A 12,821-nucleotide genomic window follows, 5' to 3' on the forward strand; every position below is an offset into this window, starting at 1 on the left:
TAGAAGGACGACGAAGTCGTTTTTGCTTGTGTTTTCAAGCTAGGGTCTTCCTCATCAAATAGGAGGCTCTTCAAATGATCATTGTAAATGTACAACAAATAAAAAAATACCACGCGGCAAATCTGGTGCTGGATGGCATAACGCTTCAGCTTCAGGAGGGAGAGAAGGTAGGGCTCATTGGCCGCAACGGCAGTGGAAAATCGACGCTGCTTCGGCTGATTGCCGGACATGAGCAGGTCGATGATGGGCTGCTGACTGTGAAAAGGGATTTGCTTATCGGCTACTTGCCGCAAATTCCAGTGGCGTTCGAATCGCTTACCGTATATGAGGTGATGGCTTACGGCTTTCGCGAGCTGACGGCCTGCAGGCAGGAAATGTCGGAGCTCGAGCGCGAGATGGCGGGGGAAGAAGCGGTAAATGACCCTGTGAAAATGGAGAGGCTGCTGAAAATATACGCTGTTGCGCAGGAAAAATTCGAGCAAGGCGGCGGCTACGACATGGATACGGCGATTGATCAGGTTGCTAGCGGCCTGCGCATTGATCGCAGCTGCGATCAGCGGAGCTTCGGAAGCTTGTCGGGCGGCGAGAAAACTCGTATTGTTCTAGCTTCACAGCTCGTTTTACGTCCAGCCTTGCTGCTCCTTGATGAGCCGACAAATCATCTCGATCTCAAAGGAATTGAATGGCTGGAGCAGTTCATTCAGCACTATGAGGGCGCTTGTGTGATCGTATCGCATGACCGCTACTTTCTCGATACCGTCGGCACAAAAATGATTGAGCTGGAGGATGGCGAAGCCCATACCTATCTCTGCAACTATAGCGGTTATCTGAAAGAGAAGGAAGAGCTGCTGCTTCAGCAATTTGCCGAGTTCCAAGAGCAGCAGAAGGTCATTCGAAAAATGAAAGAAACGATTCGCCAGCTGGAAGAATGGGGCCGCGTCGGCGGCAATGAGAAGTTTTTCAAGCGCGCAGCTTCGATACGTAAAGCATTGGAGCGCATGGAGGCGGTGAAGCGTCCTGTGCTGGAGCGAAGAACAGCTGAGTTTGAGCTGTCGCCGCTCGACCGTTCTGGACGCAATGTCATTTCGTTTGAAGGTTTGACGAAGCAGTTCGGGGAACGAATGATTTTACAGGAGGCAGAGGGCGGTCTGCTATATGGCGAGAAAGTCGTGCTGCTTGGCGATAACGGCTCCGGGAAAACGACGCTGTTTAAGCTGCTGCTAGGCGAGATGGAACCTGACAGTGGGCAAGTGGAGCAGGGAACACGATTGGAAATCGGGTATTTGGCGCAGCAGGAGCCGTTAAAGGGAAATAAGCAAACTGTACTGGAGCATTTCCGTCTGGAGGGCGGCTTGGAGGAAGGCGAAGCACGGAATGTGCTGGCCAAATATTTATTTTATGGGGCGGACGTATTCAAGCCGCTCGCAGCGCTTTCCGGTGGAGAGTGGTCACGGCTGCGGCTCGCGCTGCTTGTAAGAAGTAAGCCAAATCTGCTGCTGCTCGATGAGCCGACCAACCATCTGGATGTGGCATCGCGCGAGGCGCTGGAGGAGGCGCTGGAGGAATTCCCTGGCACGGTGCTTGCGATCTCGCATGACCGCTATTTCATCAATCGCTTGGCGAAGCGGGTGTGGGAGCTGGGACAAGGAAAGGTCGCCACTTATATAGGCAACTATGACGATTTTAAGGCAAAGCGGGAAGAACGGCTTCAAGCAAACTCAACCGTAAAAGGAACGCAAGGAGCAGCCAGTGGCGCAGGCTTGGAGAAGAAGCGCTCGAATAGAAGTGCTGCTGCTGAAGCACCCGCTAATAAGCAGACAACACAGCAGGCAAATACAGCAACCCATTCGAGTGCGTTAAGGTACAAGACAGAACTTGAGCATGTCGAGCAGGAGATTGCAAAGCTTGAAGCCGAAATTGCGATAACAGATGCAGAGCTGGAACAAATCGAGCATACGGGGGATACGGCAAATCTTGAAAAGAAATGGAGGGAGCGGGAAGAGCTGCAAGCGGGGCTGGATCAGCGTTTGGAACAGTGGCTGGAGCTGTCAAGCTAACACGCATTCGTTCCATTTTCAAAAAAAGTTGTCACCAATGGCGCCCAAAATAATACGCTATATAGACAAATGACTATATCAAACGGAGGTATTATTATGGATCGTGCATTTATTCCTGGTGGTGGCTTTGGTGGCGGGTTCGGTCGTCCTTTCTTTCGTCCGTTCCCGCATCCCTTTTTTCCTAACCGTGTTCTGTTCCCGTTTTTCTTTTTCTCACCATTTTTGTTCCCTTTTATTAGAGAAGGCGGCTCGGACGACATGATATATGCCCAGCACCAGGCTCAGCATGGTGAGACGCTGGCGGCAGTTTGTCACAAATATAATGTCCCTCATGCGATAATGGAGGAAGCGAATCCCCATATTAACCCGGCTCAGTTGAATGCAGGAGAAATGGTATACATCCCGCGAATTTCTAATATGATGTGTCAAAAGACATATTCCGAGATGCCGGCTGGCGGCCAGCAAACTCAGCCCATGATGTATCACGGGCAGCATTCCTAATCTTTTCATTTGCAAATGAGAGTAAGCCGCCGATCAATGTGATCTGGCGGTTTATTTCTTATATCTGTAAATATTCAGTCGATAAACAGCATAACCTTTTGAAAAGCTATGCTTACATAGAGTGTTATTATTGAAGGAATTGGTGTAAACTAGATAATAGAATAAACGAAATTTAATATTAAAGGAGCTTGTTTTATGGATACGATTCATTCGTCGCAGCTGTTACTGCCGAAAGTTTTTCGGGTCTTATTTCTTTCCCTGATCGTATCGCTTGTCGGCTTCTTGATCGGTCAGGTCGTTCCGCCTGCACTAGCTATGCCGCTTTACATTGTGGAAATTGGTCTGCTGATTGCATTGCTCTTTTTACGGAAAAAGAAATCGATCGGCTACACGCTGATGTACAGCTTTATGTTCGTCTCTGGCCTGACGATGTATTTCGTCATTGTTAGCTACATTAGCATTCTTGGTGCTTCGCTCGTATTGCAAGGCCTTGGCGTTGCGATATTCGCTTTTGGCGGCACGGCGCTTTATGCGATTAAGTCGAAGCAGGATTTTTCATTTCTCGGCGGCTTCTTGTTCGCTTCAACCATTGTGCTTGTACTCATGACGCTCGTTGGCTTATTCCTTCCTTTCTCGGGAACGACAGAGCTGATGGTATCCGGCTTCGGCATTTTGATTTTCATCGGTTGGACGCTGTTTGACTTCTCGCGTCTTACTCGCCAAGGCTTTAGCGATGAGGACATTCCAATGATCGTCGTGAGCATTTATCTTGACTTCGTCAATCTGTTCCTGTTTATACTGCGTTTTCTTGGTGCTAGTCGGGACTAAGGAGCTACTTAGTTAAGGAAGAGCGATCAGCGCTGCTGGTCGCTCTTTTGCAAAATATGAGCATTTATAAGCTTCACACTTATAAATGGGCTTATATTTCAACGCGAAACGGTAGCTTTGCCGTTAGAGGACAGCTTCAGCCATTTACGCTTGTTTAATTCTGTCGTTCGGGTGGACAGGAGCTGCATTTTTCGATTTAATAGAGGAATGGACGTTTGGTAAAGGTGGTAAGAACACGCTAATGGCGAAATCAAAATATTATGTCGTATGGGTAGGCAAGCAAGCAGGCGTATTTGCAACATGGAAGGAATGCCAGGAGCAGGTGAACGGCGTTCAGGATGCGAAATATAAATCCTTTGAATCCAAGGCGCTGGCGGATGCCGCCTTCAAGGAAGGCTGGCGCAGCCACTGGGGCAAGGGGAAGAGCACGACAGGCGGTGCAAGCAGCAGCTCGGGCGGTTTTAAGAAGACCGCTTCCAAGCCGCAGGAGTCCGGAGAAATCGACTATGACAGCATATCTGTAGATGTCGGTACGCGGGGCAATCCGGGTCCGGTGGAATACAAGGGCGTCGATACACAGACGGGCGAAATTTTATTTTATGTCGGACCGATTCCAAATGGGACAAACAATATCGGAGAATTCATCGCCGTTGTGCATGCACTCGCTTATTTGAAGCAGAAGGGCAGCGCGAAAACGGTGTACAGCGACTCTAGGACAGCGCTAAGCTGGCTGCGTAATAAGAAGGTTGCTTCAACGCTCGTAAGAGACGCCTCTACAGCGAAAATTTGGGCACTGACCGATGAAGCGGAGAAATGGCTGAAGACGAACACCTATCCGAACAAGGTGCTCAAATGGAACACCGAGGAATGGGGAGAAATTAAAGCCGATTTTGGACGAAAATAATGTTGTACATAGAGAGGGGACTTCGCGGTGTTTCAGCAGTTGAACAATGATTGGGCAGATAGGCTGCAATCTGAATTTGAACAGCCTTATTTCAAGAATCTGGAAGCTTTCTTGACGGAGCAATACAGCACGAAAACCGTATATCCGAAGCAGGAGGATGTGTTTAATGCGCTTAACTACACCTCTTATGAAGGAACGCGCGTCGTTATTTTAGGCCAGGACCCTTATCATGGAGTTGGCCAGGCTCATGGCCTGAGCTTTTCCGTGCAGCCGGGAGTAGCTGTGCCAAGGTCGCTCGGCAACATTTACAAGGAGCTTCATGCAGATTTAGGCTGTACCATTCCAACCCATGGCTCGCTGCGGGCGTGGGCTGAGCAGGGGGTATTGCTGCTTAATACGGTGCTGACAGTGGAAGCGGCGGCAGCTAACTCGCATAAGAAAAAGGGCTGGGAAACCTTCACCGACCGCATCATTACCGCGCTTAATGAACGCGAGCGTCCAGTCGTATTCATTTTATGGGGAAATCCCGCGCAGAAGAAGCTGGAGCTCATTGACACGGGCAAGCATAAAATCATTACCTCCGTGCATCCTAGCCCATTGTCCGCCCGTGGCGGATTTTTCGGCAGCAAGCCGTTCTCGCAGGCGAATGCTTATTTGCAGGAGCTGGGAGAGCGTGAAATCGATTGGAGCATCCCGGCATTATAGTTCTTCAAGCTAGGCAAGCGCTATGCCCCTGACCGGGCAGGTGGTGCATATTGTAAAAACTAAAAAGCCGCTGAACACGCGTAGTTGCTTACGCGTTGTTCAGCGGCTTTTTCATAATGGCTTTAGTTGGAGTCCGTCATGATATTAGGAAGCGACAGACGTATTGCTGCCCGCAGGAGCAGCAGTGGAGCTGCCTTGAAAGGCAACAGAGGCTGCTGGAAGGACGGGCTTGAATTTGGCATCCACATATGTCGTAACCTGTACTTCTGTAATCACTTGAGCATACATTTGATCTGGTTTAGGCTCCGTGCGCTCTAGCGTAATAGTAGCTTGGTCGCCATCAAACGTGATGCCGGAAATTTGAATGCCATAACCTGGGTGAGGCACTGTTGCTGTTACCGTCACTTTATTAACTTCCGCATTAACGGCTGTAACCGTTAATCTCGCATCCGTGAAGGGATTGTCAGACGGCTCTGGTTGGCTAACAGGTGCTTCGATTTCTTTCATTTTCTTCATAAAAGCAATGCCATCATGCAGCCATGCGGCAGCGTCACCGCGTTTGATCGAAGCGGTTGGGTAAAAATTTTGCTTCGCATCAAGCGTTGCGATTTTGCTGAGGAGCAGCTTTTGAATATTGCCCATGAAGTCTGGATTTACATCAGCCTCATCATTAAGCATCACGTACATTTCAATCATCGCATAAGTCACTTTGTGATCAATCGCTTTGAACAAATGCTGAGCGAATTGCTCACGAGTCATCACGTCATTTGCTTTCACATCTTTAGCTACACCAAGATCGTAGAAATGGGCGATGATGAAAGCCTGGGAGTACCATTTGTCATCTTTAATATTCGTATAGTAGTCGGCTGCCAGCGGCTGCTTAACAAAACGAATATGATCAAAGTTAAGCTCCAGTCCTTTGACAATCATGGAGATGCCTTCCGCATAAGTCAGATTGCCCTGCGGACGGAAATTACCGTTTTTGTCACCAGTAATAATGCCTTGCTGCTGGAGCGCTTCAATTTTTTTGGCATTCGGGTCGTTTTTGACATCGTTGAACGCCCAAGCGCTTTGTCCGATTGTCAGCATCATCATGGTCAAGATAAGGGTTAATAGTAGTGGTTTTTTCTTCATGTCCAGTCACCTCTTTATATTTTTTGCTGCCTTATATGATTCCAGACGTTGCTATTTCTTTTATTGTTGCAGAACGAAGCAAAAACAATTCATTTGTTCGCATTTAGGCTAATGAGCGAGCATGTTTTTTCTGTACGGCATGAAAAAACGGGAAGGATTGACCTTCCCGCTCCACGCTTGCCTGTGACTATACTTTAATATCTAGTAGGCTGCCGACATTTGGATTGACACTGAGCTCCATCATTTTGATAAGCCCTTGCGCCTGCACCTGCATCTGCTCTTGACCCATATCCAGCATGCTAATCGATATGGCCGTGCCGAGTGATGCTTGACTAAGTGACGTTGATAATGCTGCTATATCCATTATTCACCACCTCCACCTTTATTATCGGCAGACATGGCGGAGGGATGAATACAAGTAGGCAAAAAAATAACCCGCATCGCTGCGAGTCACAACAATATATGTCGAAAAGAGAGTAAAGTCAGTATGCGCCTCGTACCTTAAAAAGAAATGAAACGAAGCTGATTTTCACCTTAATCCTGTTTTTTTATCATTTAGACCGCCAATAACGCGACCTTAAGCAAAAAAATAACCCGCCGGAAGGCAGGTCGTCAAGGTTATACTATATAAATAGTGGGGGGTCATGTGATTAGTATAGGCAGCCAACCTTAAAATAAAATGAATGCCAACTGATAACAACAGTGAACTACCAACCACCTAAGAGGTGGCGGCTTCTTGGTCAATGAAGCTACTGCTCCAAGTTTACCCAAGCTTACAGGCTAGATTCCTAACCCAACAAATGCCATTTATATGGCTAGTTTCAAAAGGTTTAGAGCAGCGTTAACGTCTCTATCATGATGCCAATGACAGTTTGGGCAGGTCCATTCACGCAAAGCAAGATTCTTCACCTCTGCATGTTTGTAACCGCAACATGAACACAACTGACTGCTTGCATAGTTCTTCGGTGCAATGATCAATTCTCTGCCATACCATGTAGACTTGTATGCAAGCATTGAACGGAACAGGCTCCAAGATACTTCACTTATCGCTTTTGCAAGCTTGTGATTCTGCATCATGTTCTTCACACGTAAGTCTTCCATCACGATGACTTGGTTATCGTTTATCATTTTGGCCGACGTTTTGTGCAAGAAGTCCTTACGCTGATGGCTAATTTTTTCATGCAGCTTAGCTAATCGCTTTTCAGACTTACGCAAGTATGTAGGATTGGCTATGATTTCGCCATTGGAAGTAATCGCAAAGTCTTTCAGTCCAAGATCAACGCCAATCTTCGTTTCCAATTTGGGCAACTGGGCGATCTCTGTTTCAACTAATACGGAAGCATAATATTTTCCCGTTGGTGTTTTGGAAATCGTGCATGATTTGATAAGCCCCACAAATGAACGGTGCAACTTGATTTTGATTTTCGTTTTTAGCTTTGGAAGCTTGATGGTTCCCTCTTCAATGGAAACGGTTCCCTTTTGGTTATTGGTTGTGAAGCTATGGTGATTCGTCTTCTTGCTCTTGAATTTAGGAAATCCCACTTTCTTATCACGAAAGAAATGCTTATAGGCTTTTTCAAGATTCATTTGCGCATTCGCGAGTGCAAGGCTATCCACTTCTTTCAGCCAGTCGAATTCCTTTTTGTATTGCGCTGGTGTATTCTTCAGCATCGTTTCCGTTTGCTTGTAATGTTCCATTTTATCTGCAAGCATTCTGTTGTTGATGAAGCGAACACAGCCGAATACTTTAGCTAAATATTGTTGTTGATCTTGATTAGGGTAGATACGGTATTTGTAGGCTTTCAGCAATTCCGATCATCCTTTCACGCCTTGGTTTTCGATGTATGTGTGGATGACATCAATTGGCGCTCCACCCGTTGTAAGCAAGCAATAGGAACGTGACCAAAAATGCTCTTTCCATAGCGATTCTCGGAGGATAGGAAATTCCTTCTTGATCAGCCTGGACGATGCACTCTTATAAGCGTTGAGAAATTTGGAAATGTCGGTATTGGGATGCGTCTTCATGAGAACGTGAACATGATCCTTGTCAGGCTTCCATTCCTGCAAAGTCACATGGTAAGTAGGCTGAATGTATTCGAATATCTCTTTCAGACGTTCGGATATTTCATTGGTAATGACTTCCCTACGATATTTGATGACTAGAATCAGGTGATAATGGAGCAAAAACACTGAATGGTTATTGGAGTCTAATTTTATTGATAACACAACCTTTTATGGTATACGACTGAATAATAAAATTATATTATTTTAAGTTGTAAGGGTCAATGTAAATCAGACCGTTGCCATTCATCCCCCACTTTAGAAGAGGGGGAATTCTGACAACTAACGGTTAAATTTAATTTTGACGGCCATCCAGCAAAATTTTTCTGAAAATAGACAAAAAAATGGCCCTCTATTCAAGGAGGCCGCTGAAAAAGTCCCCCTTTTCTAAAAATAACTAAATAGCTAAAAAAACGAGCCTCTAGAATCGCTTCTAAGGCTCGTTTTATATGTCGGGGGTCATATTTGACCCCCTGAAATTCATGTTTTTTTCAAAACTCACACTTTTTCAGTGGCCCGCTATTCAAGCGGACCCAACTGTATATTAAAAGGGAGTATGTTGCTAGTATGGATTAACCATCTGAAGCCGTACTGAAACGAAGCTGAAAATAAAAAAAGCTCCCATTGTGTCCGGGAAGCCTTGGCGCTGCATTATTCTTTTCTCTCCTCTTTGACAACGACTTCATCTGGCGCATCAAACGGTACGCGATCTTCATCATAATACATGGGCAAATCACCTCCTGCTTAAAATCAGTATGCACCTGTTTGATTATCTGGGAATGAACGTATTGTAAACGGAAAATTAAATTGAAGGGGGAGCGCCTGTCTTGCGAGGCGAATACCCATTTTGCCCGAAAGCCCAACCCTTTTAAGCGTTTGACCATATGATGCTGTGTACCTTAAAAAAAGGAGATGAGCAACGAAATGGGATATGAAGTAGGAAATGTAGGAGTAGGTCCAGGATACGGTGGCTGCGGAAATAAAGTAGGCGGTGCTTTCACAAGCCCAGGCGCTATTCTAGTACTGTTCATTCTATTGGTCATCATCATTTGCTCCTGTATGTACTAATATAAGTGGATTAGCTCGATCCTGACCGCATCAGTCATTTCCTTAACCATGCATTTTAAGTTAACAATAGAGAAGAAGCGTCCCCTTGCCAGGCTTATGGCAGGGGATGTTTTTTTGCCTAATTTCATAATCTCCATGACAAATGCTTTAAAGAAAGGGTATGATTTAAAGATGGGTTAAAAAAGGCATGGATGACAGCAAAGGTCATGTACTAAAACATAGAATGGAGACGGAGGCAATGGCAAAGAAACCAAAGCGCCCGACAAGGGATGAGTTTGAATTAGAGGAGCTCGGAGAGCGCCTGGTTGAAGCGTATCAAGAGGGGATTGAGCTGCTTTTTGAGGTGTGGAACTGGGAAGAACCTGTGTCGGGGCTAATTGTGAAAATGGATTCCCGAACGAGGCTGGTGCACGTAGCGAAAGGCGAAGAAATTACCAAAATACCTTTTATGGATATCATGAAGGTGAATAACAACGCAAGCTAGCCAAAGCGGTAGGAGCTTCTATTTTTTTGCGAATAAAGTGTGTAATTGTTGGCTAATGTCATCAAAATGCAAGAAAAGAAGTATCGAAAGTGCTAGCAAACCTACCTCCTCACCACTTAGAATGGACTCTACTGGAAGATTTAGGGTTTCCGAAATGTGGAGGAGGTTTCAGTCATGAAGAAAAAGCACGGTGCAGTCAAGTTTGGAATCATTTGTCTTGCGATGTTCGTTTTGTACCCTGCGGTGCAGGCATTTGCCGCTTGGAATGATGTGCGTACAAGCTATGCGACTTATACAGGCTCGGGATATTCTGGAGGTGCGGTGCTGCTGGACCCGATTAATTCGAATATGGAAATAACGGCGTTAAATAAGGCCGATATGAATTACAATGGGGTCAAAGCAGCGCTTGCTGGCGCTTATTTGGAGGTTACGGGGCCTAAAGGCAAAACGGTCGTTTATGTCACCGATCTGTACCCAGAAGGCGCTCCGGGAGCGCTGGACTTGTCGCCAAATGCTTTTGCTAAAATTGGAGAAATGTCAGCAGGCACAATCCATATATCGTGGAAAGTTGTGAAAGCGCCGATAACCGGCAATTTTTCATATCGGATGAAGGAAGGCAGCAGCCAGTGGTGGGCGGCGATTCAGGTGCGCAATCATTTTTATCCGGTCATGAAAATGGAGTATAAGAAGGCTGGCGCATGGATCAATCTGGAGAAGATGGACTATAATCATTTTTTGGGGACGAATATGGGTACAAGTCCGCTGCAGGTGCGAATAACTGATATTCGCGGTCAGGCCGTTCTGGATACGATACCCGCGCTTCCGGCAAACGGTACGTCAGGAGCTTATATTGTCCCGGGAAATGTTCAATTTCCGAGCTGAAATTAAAAGTGGGTTGAAAATAATAGGGAAAATAAAAAGCTTCATTCTCCGATTTGTAGGAGGACGAAGCTTTTTGTTTGAAATCCCAAAAAAGTAGTAGTAAAATGGTTGACTTTTCCGCCCGAACTTGGTATATTAATAAACGTCGCTAATATACGATCTGTTAGCTCAGCTGGGAGAGCACTATCTTGACAGGGTAGGGGTCAGTGGTTCGAGCCCACTACAGATCATACAAAGAAAAAGCCTGAGAAGCCGCATTATACGTGGTTTCCCGGGCTTTTTTGCTTTTTTGGGCATACATAAAGATCGCCCCAAAATCGGCATCTGGTGCCGGATTGGTGCCCTTTACTTGATTAAAGCGAACTGGTGCCATTTTTGGTGTCGGAACTGAAAAACATATCCCCGAATGCATCCGCTGTTTCCCTTTGCATATGTGGTGTCACATGCGCATAGCGGTCCAGCATCTTAACGCTGGCCCATCCCAGGCGTTCAGCTATCCTCTTGTTGTTTTCCCGCATCTTCAGCAGCATAACAACGTGTGTGTGTCGCATATCATGAAATCGGATTTTCGTAACCTCGGCCTTTACAATAAGGCGATAAAAGGATCGATTCAGATTCCGTGATTACTTTACCTAATAGAAAATCGCTGAAACCGTTGATATTATTAGGGTTTTCAATCTATTTCATATTTCTCTTTTATCAAAAATTCTTATAACCCTTGATACATATGGCTTTATTGAAGATAAAAGAAAACTCTCTAAGGGAGAGAAAGCAATTTAATAGATGCTTAATCCTTCTGATATCTTTCCGCATCGTTAGCGTCTTGCTAATGCCCTGCTTACTCACGGATATAATATGGGTAAGTTGTTGATCTATAGTGGCAGAGATTTGATTGTGGCTAAACAGATTAGAGATAGTTAACGGGATGCGTTTGATGTTCTTGAAGGAAGGACATGGAGACATGTTGTTATTTAAGTGGAGAGAAATATGAGTGGGAATTGATTGAAAATTGGTTGTGAAAAATGCTCTAGAATTTCCTATATTGTAGAAGGTAAATAATTAGAATAGATGAGTACTTTTTTTAGTCGAGAAATTGTATCTGTTTTGACTCTTTTTTCTGGGGTCAAATTACCTGTAATTATGTGGCGTATTTGTTTGATACGTAGTATAATTTTTACAGGGTAATACTGGGAGTGCTGTTCGCGATGTTCGCGAAAACTTGACAGACAACCTCATTATTAGTTTATCCAAGTCACCTTTTGTTTATACCTATCGAAACTACAACATTAATATTATCTCATCGACCTTCAAACCGACAGTGTTTTTGGTTAATACATCTTAGAATAGTTCTAGGAGGTGCGTCATGATGAGTGATAATGAGGAGGAAAAAGATATGAACGCCGCAATTAATCATGAGACTATAAAAAAGTCTTTATCTGATAATCCAAAATTCCAGCAAAAAGTTCCCCGTCTGAACGTTTCTGAAGGTAAAGCCCAAATTGACTCCGATTACCCCTTACATCGTAAATGGTTTGAGGAATTCAAGAAGTAAATTTGATTCTAAAAGAAGGTCAGGTATTTTGGTATGAGGTTCATTATCCTGAGGGAGGGATAAGTGAAACTAGACGAGTAGTTATTTTGGAGATAAAAGACGGATTACCAATATTTGCTACATTTGCTACATTTGCTACAATAACTGGACAAGGGATAGTTGATTTTGATTTTCGATACGATAAGTGGAAAGTGCCAATTTTCAAGTGGGATGAGATTGATTTAGAAAAGCCTTCCTATGTTAAGGCTAATTGTGTTGCTCAAGTTGACTCATCTACATTTAGAAAAGAAAACTATATTGGACAAATGACTAGGTTCGATTTTCAACAGGTTATGGCTAAAGTTGAAGAGTTTATGGAATCTGGAGAAGAAGGCTGGTAAAGTCACTCTTATATTAGAGTGGCTTTTTTGTTGCGTGTAGGTAGGTGACGATATGTATAAGAGCTGCAAGTATTGTGGGAGAATACACTACACTAAGACAGTATGTGAGAAAAAGCCACTAAAAAAACGTAAGGGAATAGATGGGTAGGGGTCAGTGGTTCGAGCCCACTACAGATCATACAATTAAAAATCCTGAAATCCTTTATATAAGGGTTTCAGGATTTTTTTGCGTACTGTCAGTGAAAAGGGGATGGGGACAAACCAG

At 44.9% G+C, this 12,821-nt stretch carries 15 protein-coding genes and 1 tRNA gene; 11 read left to right on the plus strand and 5 right to left on the minus strand.

The genetic code is table 11. The annotated features are described in order from the left end of the window. Positions 1-74: 74 nt before the first annotated feature. The 5 genes from MHB80_RS11530 (at position 75) to MHB80_RS11550 (ending at position 4,995) form a co-directional block, all read left to right on the plus strand. Positions 75-2,057 (plus strand): ABC-F family ATP-binding cassette domain-containing protein, encoded by a 1,983-nt coding sequence (locus tag MHB80_RS11530; protein WP_341282267.1) that lies wholly within the window; start codon positions 75-77, stop codon positions 2,055-2,057. Positions 2,058-2,153: 96 nt separating this feature from the next. Then, positions 2,154-2,558: a LysM domain-containing protein gene (locus MHB80_RS11535; protein WP_341282268.1), complete on the plus strand. Its 405-nt coding sequence runs from the start codon at positions 2,154-2,156 to the stop codon at positions 2,556-2,558. A 195-nt stretch (positions 2,559-2,753) separates the two neighbouring features. Beyond that, complete coding sequence (locus tag MHB80_RS11540) at positions 2,754-3,386, plus strand: Bax inhibitor-1/YccA family protein (protein WP_341282269.1); 633 nt, start codon at positions 2,754-2,756, stop codon at positions 3,384-3,386. Between the two features lie 241 nt (positions 3,387-3,627). Then, a complete protein-coding gene (locus tag MHB80_RS11545) occupies positions 3,628-4,290 on the plus strand; it encodes a ribonuclease H family protein (protein WP_341282270.1) in 663 nt (220 codons plus the stop codon). Between the two features lie 27 nt (positions 4,291-4,317). Then, on the plus strand, positions 4,318-4,995 hold the full coding sequence (locus MHB80_RS11550) for a uracil-DNA glycosylase (RefSeq protein ID WP_341282271.1): 678 nt from the start codon (positions 4,318-4,320) through the stop codon (positions 4,993-4,995). Between the two features lie 144 nt (positions 4,996-5,139). Here MHB80_RS11550 and MHB80_RS11555 read toward each other — a convergent pair whose 3' ends face one another. The 4 genes from MHB80_RS11555 to tnpA all read right to left on the minus strand — a co-directional run bounded on the left by MHB80_RS11555 (position 5,140) and on the right by tnpA (position 8,346). Beyond that, positions 5,140-6,129, minus strand: a complete 990-nt coding sequence (locus MHB80_RS11555; protein WP_341282272.1) for an S-layer homology domain-containing protein — start codon at positions 6,127-6,129, stop codon at positions 5,140-5,142. 187 nt (positions 6,130-6,316) lie between these two features. After that, positions 6,317-6,493, minus strand: a complete 177-nt coding sequence (locus MHB80_RS11560) for a YjfB family protein (RefSeq protein WP_341282273.1) — start codon at positions 6,491-6,493, stop codon at positions 6,317-6,319. A 443-nt stretch (positions 6,494-6,936) separates the two neighbouring features. Continuing rightward, entirely contained in the window at positions 6,937-7,938 is a 1,002-nt protein-coding gene (locus MHB80_RS11565) for an RNA-guided endonuclease TnpB family protein (RefSeq protein ID WP_341282274.1), read from the minus strand. Between the two features lie 6 nt (positions 7,939-7,944). Then, the gene (gene tnpA / locus MHB80_RS11570; RefSeq protein WP_341282941.1) at positions 7,945-8,346 is read right to left on the minus strand and encodes an IS200/IS605 family transposase; all 402 of its coding nucleotides are present in this window, start codon (positions 8,344-8,346) and stop codon (positions 7,945-7,947) included. Between the two features lie 768 nt (positions 8,347-9,114). On the opposite strand from tnpA, the gene MHB80_RS11575 reads away from it, so the two are divergent. The 4 genes from MHB80_RS11575 (at position 9,115) to MHB80_RS11590 (ending at position 10,854) form a co-directional block, all read left to right on the plus strand. Beyond that, positions 9,115-9,258: a hypothetical protein gene (locus tag MHB80_RS11575; RefSeq protein WP_341282275.1), complete on the plus strand. Its 144-nt coding sequence runs from the start codon at positions 9,115-9,117 to the stop codon at positions 9,256-9,258. A gap of 238 nt (positions 9,259-9,496) precedes the next feature. Next, positions 9,497-9,742, plus strand: a complete 246-nt coding sequence (locus tag MHB80_RS11580; RefSeq protein ID WP_341282276.1) for a YolD-like family protein — start codon at positions 9,497-9,499, stop codon at positions 9,740-9,742. 174 nt (positions 9,743-9,916) lie between these two features. Then, positions 9,917-10,624: an expansin EXLX1 family cellulose-binding protein gene (locus MHB80_RS11585; RefSeq protein ID WP_341282277.1), complete on the plus strand. Its 708-nt coding sequence runs from the start codon at positions 9,917-9,919 to the stop codon at positions 10,622-10,624. 157 nt (positions 10,625-10,781) lie between these two features. Continuing rightward, positions 10,782-10,854, plus strand: a tRNA-Val gene (locus tag MHB80_RS11590). Here MHB80_RS11590 and MHB80_RS11595 read toward each other — a convergent pair. Then, a complete protein-coding gene (locus MHB80_RS11595; protein WP_341282278.1) occupies positions 10,845-11,036 on the minus strand; it encodes a hypothetical protein in 192 nt (63 codons plus the stop codon). The genes MHB80_RS11590 and MHB80_RS11595 overlap by 10 nt on opposite strands. Positions 11,037-11,987: 951 nt before the next feature. Here MHB80_RS11595 and MHB80_RS11600 point away from each other — a divergent pair. Then, on the plus strand, positions 11,988-12,176 hold the full coding sequence (locus tag MHB80_RS11600) for a hypothetical protein (protein ID WP_341282279.1): 189 nt from the start codon (positions 11,988-11,990) through the stop codon (positions 12,174-12,176). A gap of 2 nt (positions 12,177-12,178) precedes the next feature. Then, a complete protein-coding gene (locus tag MHB80_RS11605) occupies positions 12,179-12,556 on the plus strand; it encodes a hypothetical protein (protein ID WP_341282280.1) in 378 nt (125 codons plus the stop codon). Positions 12,557-12,821 lie beyond the last annotated feature (265 nt).

Origin of the sequence: Paenibacillus sp. FSL H8-0537, from assembly GCF_038051995.1 — a bacterium.
In the GTDB taxonomy this organism is placed as follows: Bacteria; Bacillota; Bacilli; order Paenibacillales; family Paenibacillaceae; genus Pristimantibacillus.